Source organism: Streptomyces similanensis, from assembly GCF_039543625.1.
In the GTDB taxonomy this organism is placed as follows: domain Bacteria; phylum Actinomycetota; class Actinomycetes; order Streptomycetales; family Streptomycetaceae; genus Streptomyces; species Streptomyces similanensis.
Window position 1 is genome coordinate 1 of sequence record NZ_BAABKC010000019.1, and the last position, 16,886, is coordinate 16,886.

Here is a 16,886-nt window from a genome sequence, read left to right on the forward strand (position 1 = left end):
CCGCCGCGCCGCCCGCGGCCGCGCCCCCCATGCCGTCCGTGCCCCGGCCCGGCGGCCGCCCCGGCGGGTACGGCTATCCGCCGGCCGCCGCACCGCGGCCCCCGCAGGCCGGCGGCCGCACCCGCTACTGGATCGAGATCAACGGCACCCGCCATCAGATCTCCCGCCCGACGCTGGTGCTGGGTCGCAGCACCGACGCCGACGTGCGGATCGACGACCCCGGCGTCTCGCGCCGGCACTGTGAGATCCGGACCGGAACGCCCTCGACGATCGCGGATCTCGGGTCCACCAACGGCATCGTGGTGGACGGGCAGCACACCACCCGCGCTACGCTCCGCGACGGCTCGCGGATCGTCGTGGGCAGCACCACCGTTATCTATAGGCAAGCCGAAGGGTGAACCGGGGGCAATGTCAGAGCTGACCCTCACGGTCATGCGGCTGGGTTTCCTGGCCGTACTGTGGCTGTTCGTGATCGTGGCCGTGCAGGTCATCCGCAGCGACCTGTTCGGTACGCGCGTCACCCAGCGGGGGGCCCGCCGGGAGGCGGCCCGGCCGCAGCAGGCCGCCGCGCGGCAGGCGCCGGCGCAGCCCCCGCAGCAGCGCGACCGCCAGGGCGGCGGAGGCCGCCAGCGCCGCAACGCCCCCACCAAGCTCGTGGTGACCGAGGGGACCCTCACCGGCACCACGGTCGCGCTCCAGGGCCAGACCATCACCCTGGGCCGCGCGCACGACTCCACCATCGTGCTGGACGACGACTACGCCTCCAGCCGCCATGCCAGGATCTATCCGGACCAGGGCGGCCAGTGGATCGTCGAGGACCTCGGTTCCACCAACGGCACGTACCTGGACCGGTCCCGGCTGACGACTCCGACGCCGATCCCGCTGGGCGCGCCGATCCGCATCGGCAAGACCGTCATCGAGCTGCGGAAGTAGTGCTACGTCATGAATGAGCGCGAGCGGAGCGAGCACGCAGCGGCGGCCGGCACCCTGGGCCGCGGCGCGCTCCCGACCGGAGGGTGGGCAGTGTGGCTCGACACGATCGGCTGTACCCGGAGCCGACGGGCGAGGTGCGCATGAGTCTGTCACTGCGCTTCGCCGCCGGATCGCACAAGGGCATGATCCGCGAGGGCAACGAGGACTCCGGCTACGCCGGCCCCCGGCTGCTCGCGATCGCCGACGGCATGGGCGGCCAGGCCGCCGGCGAGGTCGCCTCCTCCGAGGTGATCTCCACCATCGTCCCCCTCGACGACGACGTCCCCGGCTCGGACCTGCTCACCTCCCTCGGCACCGCCGTGCAGCGCGCCAACGACCAGCTGCGCGCCATGGTCGAGGAGGACCCCCAGCTGGAGGGCATGGGCACCACGCTCACCGCCCTGCTGTGGACCGGCCAGCGCCTCGGCCTGGTGCACGTCGGCGACTCGCGCGCCTACCTGCTGCGCGACGGCGTGCTCACCCAGATCACCCAGGACCACACCTGGGTGCAGCGTCTGGTCGACGAGGGCCGCATCACCGAGGAGGAGGCCAGCACCCACCCGCAGCGCGCCCTCCTGATGCGCGCCCTCGGCAGCAGCGAGCACGTCGAGCCGGACCTGTCCGTGCGCGAGGTCCGCGCCGGCGACCGCTACCTGATCTGCTCCGACGGCCTGAGCGGCGTCGTCTCCCACCAGACGATGGAGGAGACCCTCGCCAGCTACCAGGGCCCCCAGGAGACCGTGCAGGAGCTGATCCAGCTCGCACTGCGCGGCGGCGGCCCCGACAACATCACCGTGATCATCGCCGACGTCCTCGACCTGGACACCGGCGACACCCTGGCCGGCCAGCTGTCCGACACCCCGGTCGTGGTCGGCGCGGTCGCCGAGAACCAGAACCACCTGCACGACAACGGCATCATGCAGACCCCGGCCGGCCGCGCCTCGGGACTCGGCCGGCAGGTTCCCGGACAGGGCGGCGGCGGCGAGTTCGGCCCGCCCGGCTCCGGCGACGACGCCGGCTACGCCCCCACCGGCGGCTTCGCCGGCTACGGCGACGACGACTTCGTCAAGCCGCGCAAAGGCCGCCGCTGGCTGAAGGTGTCGCTCTACAGCGTGCTCGCCCTCGCCGTCATCGGCGGCGGCCTCTACGGCGGCTACCGCTGGACGCAGACGCAGTACTACGTCGGCGCCCACGAGGACCACGTCGCCCTCTACCGCGGCATCAGCCAGGACCTCGCCTGGGTGAAGCTGTCCAAGGTGGAGACGGAGCACCCCGAGATCAGGCTCACCGACCTGCCGGACTACCAGCAGAAGCAGGTCAGGGCGACGATCACCGAGGGCAGCCTGCAAGAGGCCCGCAAGAAGGTCGACGAGCTGTCCGTGCAGGCCTCCGCGTGCCGCAAGGAGGCCGAGCGCCGCGCCGTCGAGAGCCAGAACAAGCCCAAGCCGACCACGAGCAAGGCCGGCGTCACGGGAACCACTCGCACCGCCTTCACGTCCAAGGCGACACCGGCACCGAACCAGTCGACGTCGAAGTCCCCGTCGTCACCGTCTCCGTCCACGTCCGCGACCGCGCCCACACCCAGCCCAGGCCCCACTCTCTCGGAGGAAGAGCAGAAGGTCGTCTCGGCGTGCGGTAAGCAGTAGGCAAGCCGTGAGAGGCCCTGTCACACGATGAGCAGTACTTCCAACCCGTCGACGCACCACACGTCCACGATCGGCGCCATCGGCGCGCCGAGCCGCCGCAACACCGAGCTGGCGCTGCTGGTCTTCGCCGTCGTCATCCCGGTGTTCGCCTACGCCAACGTGGGCCTGGCCATCGACGGCTCGGTGCCCTCGGGCCTGCTGAGCTACGGCCTGGGCCTTGGTCTGCTGGCCGGCGTCGCCCATCTCGTCGTCCGCAAGTTCGCCCCGTACGCGGACCCGCTGCTGCTGCCGCTGGCCACGCTGCTCAACGGGCTCGGCCTGGTGTGCATCTGGCGGCTCGACCAGTCGAAGCTGCTCCAGTCGCTGCCCAACTTCTTCACCGCCGCGCCGCGCCAGCTGCTGTACACCGCGCTGGGCATCGCGCTGTTCGCGGTGGTGCTGATCTTCCTCAAGGACCACCGCGTCCTGCAGCGCTACACCTACATCTCGATGTTCACCGCGCTGATCCTGCTGGTCCTGCCGCTGGTCCCGGGGCTCGGGGCCAACATCTACGGCGCCAAGATCTGGATCAACATCCCGGGCCTCGGCTCCCTCCAGCCCGGTGAGTTCGCCAAGATTGCCCTGGCCGTCTTCTTCGCCGGCTACCTGATGGTGAAGCGGGACGCGCTCGCCCTGGCCAGCCGCCGCTTCATGGGCCTCTACCTGCCGCGCGGCCGTGACCTCGGGCCGATCCTGGTCGTCTGGGTCATCTCGATCCTGATCCTGGTCTTCGAGACCGACCTCGGCACCTCGCTGCTGTTCTTCGGCATGTTCGTGATCATGCTGTACGTCGCCACCGAGCGGACCAGCTGGATCGTCTTCGGTCTGCTGATGTCGGCGGCCGGCGCGGTGGGCGTCGGCTCCGTCGAGCCGCACGTCCACCAGCGGGTGGAGGCGTGGCTGAACCCCCTGCACGAGTGGAAGCTCAGCCGGCAGGGCGTCTACGGCCACTCCGAGCAGTCGATGGAGGCCCTGTGGGCCTTCGGCTCCGGCGGCACCCTCGGCAGCGGCTGGGGCCAGGGCCACTCGGACCTGATCAAGTTCGCCGCCAACTCCGACTTCATCCTCGCCACCTTCGGCGAGGAGCTGGGCCTGGCCGGCATCATGGCGATCCTGATCGTCTACGCCCTGATCGTGGAGCGCGGCGTGCGCACCGCGCTGGCCGCCCGCGACCCGTTCGGCAAGCTGCTGGCCGTCGGCCTGTCCGGCGCCTTCGCGCTCCAGGTCTTCGTGGTGTCCGGCGGTGTCATGGGTCTCATCCCGCTGACCGGTATGACGATGCCCTTCATGGCCTACGGTGGTTCGTCGGTGCTGGCCAACTGGGCGCTGATCGGGATCCTGATCAGAATCAGCGACACCGCCCGCCGCCCGGCCCCCGCCCCCGTCTCCAACCCCGACGCCGAAATGACCCAGGTGGTCCGCCCGTGAACAAGCCCCTGCGCCGGATCGCGATCTTCTGCGGACTGCTGGTCCTCACGCTGCTCATCCGCGACAACTGGCTCCAGTACGCCAAGGCCGACAGCCTCAAGAACGACGAGCTGAACCGCCGGGTCACCATCGCCCGCTACTCGGTGCCGCGCGGCGACATCATCGTCGGCGGCTCCCCGATCACCGGGTCCGTGGAGACCAAGAGCAACGGCCTCAACGACCTGAAGTACAAGCGGACGTACAAGGACGGCCCCATGTGGGCGCCGGTCACCGGCTACGCCTCGCAGTCCTTCGGCGCCACCCAGCTGGAGAGCATCGACGACGGCATCCTCACCGGCAACGACGACCGGCTCTTCTTCCGCAACACCCTGGACATGCTCACGGGCAAGCCGAAGCAGGGCGGCAACGTCGTCACCACCCTCAACGCCGCCGCGCAGAAGGCCGCCTACAACGGCCTCAAGGACCGCGGCAAGGGCGCGGTGGTGGCCCTGGAGCCGTCCACCGGCAAGATCCTGGCGCTCGCCTCGTTCCCGTCGTACGACCCCTCGTCGTTCGCCGGCGCCTCCAGCGCGGACGGCAAGGGGTGGAACAAGGTCCAGAAGAAGACCGACCCGAACGACCCGACGCTGAACCGGGCGCTGCGCGAGACCTACCCGCCGGGCTCGACTTTCAAGGTGGTCACGGCGGCCGCCGCGCTGGAGAACGGCCTGTACACCTCGGCCGAGCAGCACACCGAGTCGCCGGACCCGTGGATCATGCCGGGCACCACCACCCCGCTGCCCAACGAGGGCAGCATCCCCTGCAAGAACGCCACCATGCGCGAGGCGCTGCGCTGGTCCTGCAACACCGTCTTCGGCAAGATCGGCGCCACCCTGGGCAACGAGAAGATGCTCGACGAGGCGAAGAAGTTCGGCTTCGACAGCGAGCAGTTCACCCCGGTCCGCTCCAACGCCTCGGTGTTCTCCGACAAGATGGCGCCCTCCGAGGTCGCGCAGTCCTCGATCGGCCAGTTCAACACCGCCGCCACCCCGCTCCAGATGGCCATGGTGGTCTCGGCGGTCGCCAACGACGGCAAGCTGATGAAGCCGTACATGGTCGACAAGCTCACCTCGCCGAACCTCGACACGCTGGAGCAGACCCAGCCGGAGCAGATGAGCCAGCCGCTGTCCTCGAAGAACGCCCAGATCCTCCAGTCCATGATGGAGACGGTCGTCACGGACGGCACCGGCAAGAACGCCCGGATCGGCGGCGGCGTCACCGTGGGCGGCAAGACGGGCACCGCCCAGCACGGCGTCAACAACAGCGAGAAGCCGTACGCCTGGTTCATCTCCTACGCCAAGACCAGCGACGGCAGCTCGCCGGTCGCGGTCGCCGTGGTCGTCGAGGACAACTCCGCCAACCGTGACGACATCTCCGGCGGCGGCCTGGCCGCGCCGATCGCCAAGAGCGTCATGGAGGCGGTCATCAACTCCAAGAAGTGACCCCTGTCACGTCCCCTTCGCATCGGTGCACGTTGCGATACCGGTCCTGTATCGGGTGACGAGCTTGGCCAGGTCACACAGAGCGAGCCGGGTACGGTAGGCCCGGACGGCAGTCTCCGGCCGCGCGCGCCCGCGCCGGCCGGGACCGACGGAGAGGGCTGGTAGGGAACTATGGAAGAGCCGCGTCGCCTCGGCGGCCGGTACGAGCTGGGCCATGTGCTCGGCCGTGGTGGCATGGCGGAGGTGTACCTCGCGCACGACACCCGCCTGGGCCGCACCGTGGCGGTGAAGACGCTCCGCGCCGACCTGGCGCGCGACCCTTCCTTCCAGGCCCGGTTCCGCCGGGAGGCCCAGTCGGCCGCCTCGCTCAACCATCCCGCGATCGTCGCGGTCTACGACACGGGCGAGGACTACATCGACGGGGTCTCGATCCCGTACATCGTGATGGAGTACGTCGACGGCTCCACGCTCCGTGAGCTGCTGCACAGCGGCCGCAAGCTGCTGCCCGAGCGGGCCATGGAGATGACCATCGGCATCCTCCAGGGCCTGGAGTACGCCCACCGCAGCGGCATCGTCCACCGCGACATCAAGCCGGCCAACGTCATGCTGACCCGCAACGGCCAGGTCAAGGTCATGGACTTCGGCATCGCCCGCGCCATGGGCGACTCCGGCATGACCATGACGCAGACGGCCGCGGTCATCGGCACCGCCCAGTACCTCTCGCCGGAGCAGGCGAAGGGCGAGCAGGTCGACGCCCGTTCGGACCTGTATTCGACGGGTTGCCTGCTCTACGAGCTGTTGACGGTCCGTCCGCCGTTCGTGGGCGACTCCCCGGTCGCGGTGGCCTACCAGCACGTCCGCGAGGAGCCGCAGCCGCCGAGCGTCTTCGACCCCGAGATCACGCCCGAGATGGACGCGATCGTGCTGCGCGCGCTGGTCAAGGACCCCGACTACCGCTACCAGTCGGCCGACGAGATGCGCGCCGACATCGAGGCCTGCCTCGACGGCCAGCCCGTCGCGGCCACCGCCGCCCTGGGCGCGGTCGGCTACGGCGGCTACCCCGACGACCAGCCGACGACCGCGCTGCGCTCCGACCCGGGCGCCGGGGCCGCCACGACCATGCTGCCGCCGATGCACGCGGACGACGGCGGTTACGGCTACGACGACCGCCCCGACCGCCGCAACCGGCAGAAGAAGTCGAACACCTCGACCGTCCTGCTGATCGTGGCCGGTCTCCTGGTCCTCGTCGGCGCCATCCTGATCGGCAAGTACGTCGTCAGCGGCCACGGCGTGAACGACGACACCCTCAAGGCGCCCAACTTCGTCGGCAAGACCTACGCCGACGCCCAGCGCTCGGCGGAGAACGTCAGCCTGAAGCTGGGCCAGCCCACCCGCAAGCCCTGCGACGACCAGCCCAAGGGCAGCGTCTGCGCCCAGGACCCCGCGGCCGGCACCGAGGTCAAGAAGGGCGACACGGTCACCCTGACCGTGTCGACCGGCGCCGCCAAGGTGCAGGTCCCGGGAGTGGGCGGGCTGAGCCTGGACGACGCCAAGTCCAAGCTGGAGGCCGACCCGTACCACCTCAAGGTCGAGGTCCAGTACCAGGAGTCGACCGAGCAGGAGAACACCGTCCTGGAGCAGAAGCCGGTCAACGGCCAAGAGGTGGAGAAGGGCTCCACGGTCACCCTGACCGTGGCCAAGGCGGCGGCGAAGGCGACCGTGCCGGACGTCCGGGGCAAGTCCTGCGACGAGGCCAAGGCCGCGATGCGGGACAACGACCTCGTCGGCAACTGCACCGACGTTCCCACCACCGACCCCAACCAGGACGGGAAGGTCATCGAGACCGTCCCGAACGCCGGCACCTCGGCGGACAAGAACTCCCAGGTGGCCATCCACGTCGGCAAGCTGCAACAGCAGCAGAAGCCCGTGCCGGACGTCCGCAACCAGACGCTGGGGGCCGCCAAGCAGATCCTGGCCCAGAACGGTTTCACCAAGGTCCAGGTCCTCGGCAGCCAGGACGACAACGCCCACGTCATCCAGCAGAACCCGCAGCCCGGCCAGCAGGTCGACAACCCCGGTGACACCCAGGTCATCCTGACCGCCATCGGCGGCGGGGGCAATGGGGGCAACGGAGGCAACGACAACGGCGGCGGCGACAACCGGGGCGATGACAACGGCGGCCTCTTCGGCTGACCGCCCGGCCCGACGGACGAACGGAGCCCCGGCGCCCTCCTCGGAGGGCGCCGGGGCTCCGTCGTGGCGGGGCGCGACGAGCGCGCCGCTTACCGGCTCACCGCAGTTCCTCGGGCGGGGTCCGCTTGGCGTCCACCTCGGCCACCCGCACGAGTTCGCCCCAGACGACGTAGCGGTAGCGGGAGGTGTAGACCGGGGTGCAGGTGGTCAGGGTGATGTAGTGGCCGGGCTTGGCGACGCCCGACTCCTCGGGGACCTGGGAGAGGACCTTGACGTCGAACTTCGAGGTCTGGGGCAGGATGTCGTAGACCTTGTAGACGTACCACTTGTCGCGCGTCTCGAAGACGATCGGGTCGCCCTTCTCGATCTTGTCGATGTTGTGGAACTTCGCGCCGTGCCCGTCCCGGTGCGCGGCCAGGGAGAAGTTGCCGTCCTTGCCGGTCATCGGCAGCGTCGCCTTGACCGGGTCGGTGTAGTAGCCGGCCACGCCGTCGTTCAGGACGTCCGTCGAGGCGCCCTTCTTCACCAGGACCTCGCCGTTGCGCATGGCCGGTACGTGCAGGAAGCCGATGCCGTCCTTGGTGTCCAGTGCGCCGGGGCCGGGGGCGGCGTGCGCCCACTGGTCGCGGACCTTGTCGCCCTGCCGGTCGGCCCTGCGGTCCGCTATGACATTCGTCCACCACAGGGAGTACACGACGAACAGGCCGAGCACCAGGCCCGCCGTGATGAGGAGTTCACCGAGGACGCTGACCGCCAGGGCCAGCCGGCCGCGGCGGCGGGGCGCCGCCGGGCGGTCGTCGGTGTGCACTGCCGTGTCGTCCGTGGTCGCTGCCACTGTCGCATCTGCCCTTTAACTGACGAGCGCATCCGGCTTGCCCTTGCTGCGCGGCCGTTCCTCGACCATCTTGCCCCAGACGATCAGCCGGTACTTGCTGGTGAACTCGGGGGTGCAGGTGGTGAGCGTGATGTAGCGGCCGGGCCCGGTGAAGCCCGACCCCTTGGGGACCGGGTCCAGGACGCTGGTGTTGGCCGGTGACGTCACCGGCAGCGTGCTCGTCGTCCGGTAGACGAAGTACGTGTCCTGCGTCTCGACCACGATCGGGTCGCCGGCCTGGAGCCTGTTGATGTACCGGAACGGCTCGCCGTGGGTGTTGCGGTGGCCCGCGAGCCCGAAGTTGCCGGTCTTCGCGTCCGGCATCGCCGTGTTCAGGTCGCCCGGCCCGTAGTGGCCGACCATGCCCTTGTCCAGGACCTTGGACTTGCTGGTGCCCTCCGCGATCGGCACCACCACGTCCAGCTTGGGGATGTGCAGGATGGCGAAGCCCTGCCCCGGCTCGAACGTCCCCGGGCTGCGCCGGCCGCTCGCCCAGTCGTCCTGGAGCTGGTGCGCCTCGTTGCCCGCCTGGGCGTGGGCGCGGACGTTCGTCCACCACAGCTGGTAGGTGACGAACAGCAGCATCACCACGCCCGTGGTGATGAACAGCTCGCCGAGGAACCGGCTGACGAGGACGCCCGGTCCGGGCCGGCTCGCGCGCGCCCGGCGGCGGGCCTCCACCCGCGACAGCGGCGCCGCGGCGGCCGCGTTCCCCGGCGCTGCTCCTCCGGCCGCGTCCGCCGGGCCCTGGCGGCGGCCGTGACGGCGCTTGGCGGCCTTTCTGCGGGCCGCCCGGCCCTCTCCCGGCGCTCCGGTGACCGGGGTGCCGGACGGGGCCGCAGAGGCCACGGGAGGCGGCCCGGGGATCCGCAGCGCCATCGTCTCCTCGTCGACGGCGGCGGGCGCGTGCGGGGACAGGCCGTCGGACGGGGGCCGGGCCGCGTGCCTGGCGTGCGGCGCCGCCGAGCCGTGCGGGTCGTGCGGCGCCGGGGCGTACGGCCCGCCGGCGGCGTCGTACGCCCCCGTGCCGTACCGGTCGGCGCCGGACTCGCGCTCGGGGCGCAGCGCGGTCACGCCGTGGCCCTGCCCACCACCGGGGCGAGCCCCGCCGACCTCGCCACGGCCCCCTGGTCGCCGCACTCCGCCAGCCAGTTGGCCAGCATCCGGTGCCCATGCTCGGTCAGCACCGACTCGGGATGGAACTGCACGCCCTCGACGGGGAGTTCGCGGTGCCGCAGGCCCATGATGATGCCGTCGTGGGTGCGGGCGGTGATCTCCAGCTCGGCCGGGACGGTCGCCGGCTCGGCGGCCAGCGAGTGGTAGCGGGTCGCCGTGAAGGGCGAGGGGAGTCCGGCGAAGACGCCCTTGCCCCCGTGCTCGACCGGCGAGGTCTTGCCGTGCAGCAGCTCGGGCGCGCGGTCCACCACGCCGCCGTAGGCCACCTGCATCGACTGCATGCCCAGGCAGACGCCGAAGACCGGGACGCCGGTGGCCGCGCAGTGTTGGACCATGTCCACGCACACGCCGGCCTGCTCGGGCGTGCCGGGACCGGGCGAGAGCAGCACGCCGTCGAAACCGTCCTGGGCGTGCGCCGTCGACACCTCGTCGTTGCGCAGCACCTCGCACTCGGCGCCCAGCTGGTACAGGTACTGGACCAGGTTGAAGACGAAGCTGTCGTAGTTGTCGACGACGAGAATCCGCGCACTCACTGGTTGTCCACCGTCACATCGTTGAAGGGAAGCAGCGGCTCGGCCCATGGGAAGACGTACTGGAACAGGACGTAGACCACGGCCAGGACCAGCACCAGTGAGACCAGTGCCCTCGCCCACGCGTTACCCGGCAGATGCCGCCAGATCCAGCCGTACATGCCGTCCCTTCCCGTCTCGCCACGGCACCGGATTCACGCCGTACCGGACCAGACTAGCGGCGCGGAGTCCTGTGTTCCCCGGCCTGTGGACAACGGCTACACCACGGGCTGGGCGTAGTGCAGGTCGACGGTGCCGGAGTAACCGGGAAGGGTGACGGCGCCGTTCTCGGTGACCTTCCAGCCGAGCCCGTAGACGTTGACGTACACCATGTAGTTCTGGATCGCCGGGGAGTCGGCGAGCGCCTTCTTCAGCCGGTCCGGGTCGCCGACGGCCGTGATCTTGTACGGCGGCGAGTAGACGCGGCCCTGGAGGATCAGGGTGTTGCCCACGCAGCGCACGGCGCTGGTGGAGATCAGCCGCTGGTCCATGACCTTGATGCCCTGGGCGCCGCCGTTCCACAGCGCGTTGACCACGGCCTGGAGGTCCTGCTGGTGGATGACGAGGTAGTCGGGCTGCGGCTCGGGGTAGCCGGGCAGCTTGGCGGTGGCGTTGGGCGGGGCGTCGTTGAGCGTGACGGTGACCGCCTCGCCCTTGACCGGCTGCGTCCCGGCCGCCTTCTCCAGGCCGGTGAGCCGGCGGTCCTGCGCGCTGGTGCTGCCGTCGTCGCTCTCGGCCAGGGACTCGACGTCGTCGCGCAGGGCGGCGTTGGACTCGTCGAGCTCCTTGTTCTTGCGGCTGCGCTCCTGGATCAGGTCGGACAGCTTCAGCAGGGAGGTGTCCGTACGGATGTTCGTGCCCTTGGCCGTGTCGAAGCTGGTGAAGAAGATCAGCCCGGCCAGCGCGAAGACCGCCACGGTGAGGATCCGCACGGGCGGGAAGCGGCGTGCGGGGGCGGGTTCGGTGCCGGGGCCCGTCCCGGGGGAGTCGGCGGAATTGCTCAACGTACCCTTATCTCCTTAGGCGCCGCGGAAGCACTACGCTAACGGACGCCCCGGGGAGCGCCCGTCTCCCCTTGCAGTCCCCTCGTAGTTCCCGTAGTCCCCTTGTACGCTGCCCCGGAGCCAGTCCAGTTCCCTGCGCGGCCACGCAGCGCATCGACAGGAGAGACCCTCGTGCCGAAGTCACGTATCCGCAAGAAGGCCGACTACACGCCGCCGCCCTCGAAGCAGGCGGCGGTCATCAAGCTGGAGAACCGCGGCTGGGTGGCGCCGGTCATGCTGGCGATGTTCGTCATCGGGCTGGCCTGGATCGTGGTCTTCTACGTGACCGACGGCTCGCTGCCCCTCGACTCGCTGGACAACTGGAACATCGTGGTCGGTTTCGGTTTCATCGCCGCCGGGTTCGCCGTCTCCACGCAGTGGAAGTAGCGGTCCGTAGGCGCTTCCGCGATGCCTTCGGACCAGTGAAACCGCAGGTCAACGGCGGTGGAACGAGGAGTTCCACCGTGCGGTGAGGGCAGCTCTGCCCAAGGTTATCCGCTGAGTTATCCACAGGTTGCTCGAATTTCCACACACCGCCTGGGGAAAACTCCGACGATCTGTGGATAACCAGTCCGCCATTGACGCCGGTACGACTGTCACACCACGCTTCGGCAACCTGTTCGCCCCCTGCCTGACCTGCGCAGATCCAGGTCAGCAGCAGGGGGCACAGTCGTTCCCGCACACTGTGCACAAGATCCGGCACACACTGTGGACAACGGCGCACACGAGCGGGCCCGGCGGGCCGTCCGGAGCGGGCCGCCTCAGCTGAGCTGGGCCGTTCTGAGCACGGTCAGCACGACCACCGCGGCCAGCACCACGGCGCAGGTGCCGTACTGGACGAGCGCGCGCCGCTCGCGCGGGGCGTGGACCATGGCGTAACCCACCACCACACCGGCCACCAGACCGCCGATGTGGGCCTGCCAGGCGATGCTGCCCCAGCCGAAGGTGATGACCAGGTTGATCACCAGCAGGGCGATAACGGGCCGCATGTCGTAGCGGAGCCGTCGCATCAGCACGGCGGTCGCGCCGAACAGGCCGAAGATCGCGCCGGAGGCGCCGAGCGAGGGCTGGTTCGGGGCGGCGAGCAGATAGGTGAGCGCGCTGCCGGCCAGCCCGGAGACGAAGTAGAGCGCCAGATAGCGGGCCCGGCCGAGGGCCGCCTCCAGCGGGCCGCCGATCCACCACAGGCTGAGCATGTTGAACAGGATGTGGAAGTAGTTCTCGTGCAGGAACATCGCGGTCAGCAGCCGGTACCACTGGCCCTGGGCGACGCCCTCCACCGAGTTGAACTGCGGGACGAAGGCCTGGCCGAGGAGATCGAACCGGTCGGTGAAGGCGTCCCCCATCGACATCTTGACCAGGAAGAAAGCCAGGTTGAGGCCGATCAGCACCTTGGTGACCAGGCGCGGGTCGGCCGCCACCGAGCCGCCGGCCAGGGTGCGCGGCCGGGAGGCGGCGGGCGAGACGCCCGTGCCGTGCCTGCCGCGCGCGCACTGCGGGCACTGGAAGCCGACGGAGGCGTCCACCATGCACTCGGGGCAGATCGGCCGTGAGCAACGGGTGCAGCTGATGCCGGTCTCGCGGTCCGGGTGGCGGTAGCAGGTGGGCAGGGACCGGTCGCCGTGCGGCGCCGGGTCCGCCGGGCCGCGGCCGGCCGGGCCGTGGTCCGCCGGGCCCTGCGGGCTGCCTGGTGCCTGGTCCATCGGGTCCCCTCGGGTTCGTCTGCGTCGTGGGCGGTACGGGGCGCCGCCCCGGGTGCCGCGGGCAACGCACCGCCCCGCTCATCCTTACGGACGAGCGGGGCGTTTGGTTCCCTCGTGCCGTGCCCCGCGGGGACGGCACGACGGCGCTCAGACCTTCTTGACCTCGCCGGGCAGGTCGCCCTCGACGACGACCGACTCGATGACGACGTCCTCGACCGGGCGGTCGGTGCGCGGGTTGGTCTTCGCGGCCGCGATGGCGTCCACGATCTTCTGGCCGGCCTCGTCGGCGACCTCGCCGAAGATGGTGTGCTTGCGGGTCAGCCACGCCGTCGGGGCGACGGTGATGAAGAACTGCGAGCCGTTGGTGCCCGGGCCCGCGTTGGCCATCGCCAGCAGGTACGGCTTGTCGAAGGCGAGGTCCGGGTGGAACTCGTCCTTGAACTGGTATCCGGGGCCGCCGGTGCCGTTGCCCAGCGGGTCACCGCCCTGGATCATGAAACCGCTGATCACCCGGTGGAAGACCGTGCCGTCGTACAGCTTCGCCGTGGTCCGCTCGCCGGTGGCGGGGTTGGTCCACTCCCGCTCGCCCTTGGCGAGTTCCACGAAGTTGCGGACCGTCGCGGGGGCGTGGTTCGGCAGCAGCCGGACCTTGATGTCGCCGTGGTTGGTCTTCAGGGTGGCGTAGAGCTCGGCCACGATCTGCCTTCCGTTGTCCTCCTGTAACCCCCCGATCCTCGCACGGTGACCGCCGTGGGTCGCCGAGCGGCCTCTTCCCGGGGGGCATTCGCCGGAATCGGTTGCGCGGATGCGGGCGAGTCTCCTCGGGTCGGGAGCGCGGCGCGGCGATCCGTGGCATTGTCGTCGGGAAGCTCCCGTTGTCCTGTTTTCCTCTGCTATAGCACTGGAAAACAACACTGCCGAGTTCTCGCACGTGACCCGGATGCCCGTGCACACATGCCTCCGGGCCCGTTGACAGGCATGATCCGTAAAAGGGTGGACAGTCGATTTACCGTACGCCACCGAGGAGGAGGAACCCGTGACCCGCATCGACAGCGTGCGCGCCGCGACCGGCTCGGCGAAGGACAGCGTGCTGCACGCCGCGGAAGTGGTGGCGCCCTACGCCGACACGGCCAAGGAGAGGGCCGCGCTGTACGCGCACGAGGCCCGCGTACGGCTCGCGCCGAAAGTGTCCCTCGCCGCCGACCAGGCCCGCGTCCAGTACGGCGCCTACGTCGCACCCCGGCTCGAACAGGCCCGGGCGCATGTGCCGCCCAAGGTCGACCAGGCCGCCCAGGAGGCCGCCGAGCGGACTCGCCGGGCCGCCCGGCAGGCCGCCGAGTACTCCAGGCCGAGGATCGAGCAGGCGAAGGCCGCGGCCGGGCCGGTCGCGGACGAGGCCGCCGCGCGCGGCGCCGCCGCCCTGGTCGCGCTGCGCGGCCAGGTGCCGGCCGACAAGATCCAGAAGCTGGCCCGCAAGCAGTGCCGCCGGTCCCGGACCGGCCGGGTCGTGAAGGTGTTCGCCGTGGTGGGCGTGCTGGCCGGCGGCGCGTTCGCGGCCTGGAAGTGGTGGGACAAGCAGGCCAACCCCGACTGGCTGGTGGAGCCGCCGGCCGCGACCGAGGTACCCGAGTCCGGCGCCCGGCTGACCGCGGTGGACGGCACCGGCGAGACGGTGCTCGACCCGGAGGTCCAGGCCAAGGCGGCCGAGGACGAGGTGGACCGCGACGAGCAGGGCTGACGCCGGCGCGATCCGGCCGACGTGACAGGGGGGCGGCCCGGAAACTCTCGGTTTCCGGGCCGCCCCCCTGTCACGGACGACGTCACGGATGACGCAGCTCAAGGCCCCGCCATGGCCCCCAACGGGGCTTTTTCCACAGCCTTATGACACCGCGTCGACCGTGTGTGATGCTCTGCCCATGACTGAATCACGTGGTGACTGGCGGGCCCGCCTGCAGACCGACCGGCCGCATTCGGCGCGGGTGTGGAACTACCTGCTCGGCGGCAAGGACCACTACCCGGTGGACAGCGAGACCGGCGACCTGATCCTGAGCGCCTTCCCCGAGATCGCCGCGATCGCCCGGCAGCAGCGCGCCTTCCTGCGGCGGTCGGTCCGCTTCCTGGCCCAGGAGGCCGGGGTGCGCCAGTTCCTGGACATCGGCACCGGCCTGCCCACCGCGGACAACACCCACGAGGTGGCCCAGCGCATCGCCCCCGACAGCCGGATCGTCTACGTGGACAACGATCCCATCGTGCTGGCGCACGCCGAGGTCCTGATGCGCTCGACCCCCGACGGCGCGTGCGCCTACCTGGACGCCGACGTGCGGGACACCGACCGCATCCTGGCGCGGGCGGCCGACACCCTGGACTTCACCCGCCCGGTCGGCCTGGTCCTGCTGGGCATCATCGGCCAGCTCTCCGACGACGAGGACCCCGCGCGCGTGGTGCGGGAGCTGACCGCCGCCCTCCCCCGGGGCAGCTACGTCGCGCTCAGCGACGGCACCGACACCAGCGAGACCCTGAAGACCGCGATCGCCGCGTACAACGGCCAGTCGGCCAACTCCTACCACCTGCGGCCCGCCCACCAGATCGAGTCCTTCTTCGACGGCCTGCGCCTCCTGGACCCCGGCCTCGTCAAGACCGGCCACTGGCGCCCCGACCTCTCCACCGCCCCGACGGCCCCGGAAGAGGGGTACGCGGTGTGCGGGGTGGGGATCAAGGAGTAGCACGGGCCGTGGCCGTCGAACACTACGAGCACGGCGGGTGCTGCGGGTGCCGCGAAAAGGATCGGGAGGACGCTTGATGCCTCTTGCCCGCCGCCGTCCTCGGTGGCGCCCGCTCGGCGCCGCCGCCCTGCTGCTCATGCTCACCGGAGCGGGCTGCTCGAACGCCGTGGGCCACGGCGACGATTCCTCGCGGGCGCGGAGCCCCCGACCGACGGCCACCGTCCTCGGCGTGGACGAGGCCCGGAAGAAGGCGAAGACCGTGTCCGGTCAGGTCCTCGACCTGATCGACATCCAGGCCGGCGAAGTCACCGAGCCGGGCCCCAGCATCGCTCCCTGCGGTCAGGACCCCGATCACCTCTACAGGACCGTGCACCCCTGGTCGGTCCGTGGCGTCTCCGAGGACGAACTGAAGGCCGGGTTCCAGCGTCTGCGGGCGGGTCTCCCCGGGAAGGGATGGAAGATCGTCCAGTACGGGCCGAACAAGAGCCCGTCCAAGACCCTTGAACTGACGGCGGACTCCCGGAGCGAGCCCTACTCCGTGAACGCCGAACTATGGGTGTCGAATCCGGCGACCGGCGCCGAGGAGGACCCGAAGATCCTGCTGAACATCGTCTCCGGCTGCCGACGGGCCCCTGCGGGCACGGACCTCTCCACCTCATACTGAAAACACCCCCTGACAGCGTTTCCGCAGGTCATGGGAGTAATGCTCAGGCGGCAGCCCTTCGGCAGCCTGCCGGGACCTTTCGACCCAGTTCGGCCCGCACTGGTGGACCACGTTCGCGGCGGACAGCAGCCACGGCGGAACCTCACGCATCAGGCCGTTGATCTGCTCGCCACCCTGCGCGCCACCGGTGATGTACACCGTGGGCAGTGCAGGGTGGTGGGCCCTCCACCTCGATCGTGGACAGCTCGACACTGGATCTACCTTGCGCCGGCCGCCTTCGAACAGAGAGCAACCACGCTGGCCATCGCCGCATGACAACCGGTGTCCACGATCAAGGCGGAAGCCCCCGGTGCCGGGCCACCTGTACGGATATCA

17 protein-coding genes and 1 pseudogene are annotated in these 16,886 nt (G+C 70.4%); 10 read left to right on the plus strand and 8 right to left on the minus strand.

Annotation, left to right across the window (positions count from 1 at the left end; all coding sequences use genetic code 11):
* The 6 genes from ABEB07_RS06955 to pknB form a co-directional block, all read left to right on the plus strand.
* A partial coding sequence (locus tag ABEB07_RS06955) for an FHA domain-containing protein (protein WP_345667459.1) occupies window positions 1-398 on the plus strand: 398 nt, incomplete at its 5' end.
* A gap of 10 nt (window positions 399-408) precedes the next feature.
* Window positions 409-933: an FHA domain-containing protein FhaB/FipA gene (locus ABEB07_RS06960; RefSeq protein WP_176149746.1), complete on the plus strand. Its 525-nt coding sequence runs from the start codon at window positions 409-411 to the stop codon at window positions 931-933.
* A 140-nt stretch (window positions 934-1,073) separates the two neighbouring features.
* Window positions 1,074-2,618 (plus strand): Stp1/IreP family PP2C-type Ser/Thr phosphatase, encoded by a 1,545-nt coding sequence (locus tag ABEB07_RS06965; RefSeq protein WP_345667460.1) that lies wholly within the window; start codon window positions 1,074-1,076, stop codon window positions 2,616-2,618.
* A gap of 27 nt (window positions 2,619-2,645) precedes the next feature.
* A complete protein-coding gene (locus ABEB07_RS06970) occupies window positions 2,646-4,085 on the plus strand; it encodes an FtsW/RodA/SpoVE family cell cycle protein (protein ID WP_176149745.1) in 1,440 nt (479 codons plus the stop codon).
* Complete coding sequence (locus tag ABEB07_RS06975; protein WP_345667461.1) at window positions 4,082-5,566, plus strand: penicillin-binding transpeptidase domain-containing protein; 1,485 nt, start codon at window positions 4,082-4,084, stop codon at window positions 5,564-5,566. Before ABEB07_RS06970 ends, ABEB07_RS06975 begins: the two co-directional genes overlap by 4 nt.
* A gap of 171 nt (window positions 5,567-5,737) precedes the next feature.
* Window positions 5,738-7,759 (plus strand): Stk1 family PASTA domain-containing Ser/Thr kinase, encoded by a 2,022-nt coding sequence (pknB, locus tag ABEB07_RS06980; RefSeq protein WP_176149743.1) that lies wholly within the window; start codon window positions 5,738-5,740, stop codon window positions 7,757-7,759.
* Window positions 7,760-7,856: 97 nt separating this feature from the next.
* Here the strand turns inward: pknB and ABEB07_RS06985 are convergent, their stop codons facing one another.
* The 5 genes and pseudogenes from ABEB07_RS06985 to ABEB07_RS07005 form a co-directional block, all read right to left on the minus strand.
* Window positions 7,857-8,594, minus strand: a complete 738-nt coding sequence (locus ABEB07_RS06985; RefSeq protein ID WP_345667462.1) for a class E sortase — start codon at window positions 8,592-8,594, stop codon at window positions 7,857-7,859.
* A 15-nt stretch (window positions 8,595-8,609) separates the two neighbouring features.
* On the minus strand, window positions 8,610-9,707 hold the full coding sequence (locus tag ABEB07_RS06990) for a class E sortase (RefSeq protein ID WP_176149741.1): 1,098 nt from the start codon (window positions 9,705-9,707) through the stop codon (window positions 8,610-8,612).
* Window positions 9,704-10,342 carry an aminodeoxychorismate/anthranilate synthase component II gene (locus ABEB07_RS06995; protein WP_345667463.1) on the minus strand — a complete coding sequence of 213 codons (639 nt, stop codon included), beginning with the start codon at window positions 10,340-10,342 and terminating at the stop codon, window positions 9,704-9,706. Before ABEB07_RS06995 ends, ABEB07_RS06990 begins: the two co-directional genes overlap by 4 nt.
* Window positions 10,339-10,537 (minus strand): annotated as a pseudogene (locus ABEB07_RS07000) (hypothetical protein). The gene ABEB07_RS06995 and the pseudogene ABEB07_RS07000 overlap by 4 nt, the downstream one beginning before the upstream one ends.
* Window positions 10,538-10,596: 59 nt before the next feature.
* Window positions 10,597-11,382 carry a DUF881 domain-containing protein gene (locus ABEB07_RS07005; RefSeq protein WP_176149739.1) on the minus strand — a complete coding sequence of 262 codons (786 nt, stop codon included), beginning with the start codon at window positions 11,380-11,382 and terminating at the stop codon, window positions 10,597-10,599.
* A 171-nt stretch (window positions 11,383-11,553) separates the two neighbouring features.
* Between ABEB07_RS07005 and crgA the strand changes: the two genes are divergently transcribed.
* Window positions 11,554-11,808, plus strand: coding sequence for a cell division protein CrgA (gene crgA, locus ABEB07_RS07010; protein WP_164587738.1), 255 nt, complete (start codon window positions 11,554-11,556; stop codon window positions 11,806-11,808).
* Between the two features lie 374 nt (window positions 11,809-12,182).
* On the opposite strand, the gene ABEB07_RS07015 is transcribed toward crgA, so the two are convergent.
* Together ABEB07_RS07015 and ABEB07_RS07020 are read right to left on the minus strand one after the other, a co-directional pair.
* The gene (locus ABEB07_RS07015; RefSeq protein ID WP_345667464.1) at window positions 12,183-13,124 is read right to left on the minus strand and encodes a rhomboid family intramembrane serine protease; all 942 of its coding nucleotides are present in this window, start codon (window positions 13,122-13,124) and stop codon (window positions 12,183-12,185) included.
* Window positions 13,125-13,271: 147 nt separating this feature from the next.
* Window positions 13,272-13,823, minus strand: coding sequence for a peptidylprolyl isomerase (locus ABEB07_RS07020; protein WP_345667582.1), 552 nt, complete (start codon window positions 13,821-13,823; stop codon window positions 13,272-13,274).
* Between the two features lie 337 nt (window positions 13,824-14,160).
* Here ABEB07_RS07020 and ABEB07_RS07025 point away from each other — a divergent pair, with 337 nt between their 5' ends.
* The 3 genes from ABEB07_RS07025 to ABEB07_RS07035 all read left to right on the plus strand — a co-directional run bounded on the left by ABEB07_RS07025 (window position 14,161) and on the right by ABEB07_RS07035 (window position 16,511).
* Window positions 14,161-14,862, plus strand: coding sequence for a DUF5324 family protein (locus tag ABEB07_RS07025; RefSeq protein ID WP_164589077.1), 702 nt, complete (start codon window positions 14,161-14,163; stop codon window positions 14,860-14,862).
* 178 nt (window positions 14,863-15,040) lie between these two features.
* On the plus strand, window positions 15,041-15,847 hold the full coding sequence (locus ABEB07_RS07030; RefSeq protein WP_176149737.1) for an SAM-dependent methyltransferase: 807 nt from the start codon (window positions 15,041-15,043) through the stop codon (window positions 15,845-15,847).
* A 76-nt stretch (window positions 15,848-15,923) separates the two neighbouring features.
* A complete protein-coding gene (locus ABEB07_RS07035) occupies window positions 15,924-16,511 on the plus strand; it encodes a hypothetical protein (protein ID WP_176149736.1) in 588 nt (195 codons plus the stop codon).
* Here the strand turns inward: ABEB07_RS07035 and ABEB07_RS07040 are convergent.
* Window positions 16,503-16,709: a glycosyltransferase gene (locus ABEB07_RS07040; protein WP_425588966.1), complete on the minus strand. Its 207-nt coding sequence runs from the start codon at window positions 16,707-16,709 to the stop codon at window positions 16,503-16,505. The genes ABEB07_RS07035 and ABEB07_RS07040 overlap by 9 nt on opposite strands.
* Window positions 16,710-16,886: the final 177 nt, after the last annotated feature.

Bases quoted from the DNA above. Each gene is read 5' to 3' on its own strand.
- ABEB07_RS06960 (WP_176149746.1), top strand. From the start codon at position 409: ATGTCAGAGCTGACCCTCACGGTCATGCGGCTGGGTTTCCTGGCCGTA.
- ABEB07_RS06965 (WP_345667460.1), top strand. From the start codon at position 1,074: ATGAGTCTGTCACTGCGCTTCGCCGCCGGATCGCACAAGGGCATGATC.
- ABEB07_RS06970 (WP_176149745.1), top strand. From the start codon at position 2,646: ATGAGCAGTACTTCCAACCCGTCGACGCACCACACGTCCACGATCGGC.
- pknB (WP_176149743.1), top strand. From the start codon at position 5,738: ATGGAAGAGCCGCGTCGCCTCGGCGGCCGGTACGAGCTGGGCCATGTG.
- ABEB07_RS07015 (WP_345667464.1), bottom strand. From the start codon at position 13,124: ATGGACCAGGCACCAGGCAGCCCGCAGGGCCCGGCGGACCACGGCCCG.
- ABEB07_RS07030 (WP_176149737.1), top strand. From the start codon at position 15,041: ATGACTGAATCACGTGGTGACTGGCGGGCCCGCCTGCAGACCGACCGG.
- ABEB07_RS07035 (WP_176149736.1), top strand. From the start codon at position 15,924: ATGCCTCTTGCCCGCCGCCGTCCTCGGTGGCGCCCGCTCGGCGCCGCC.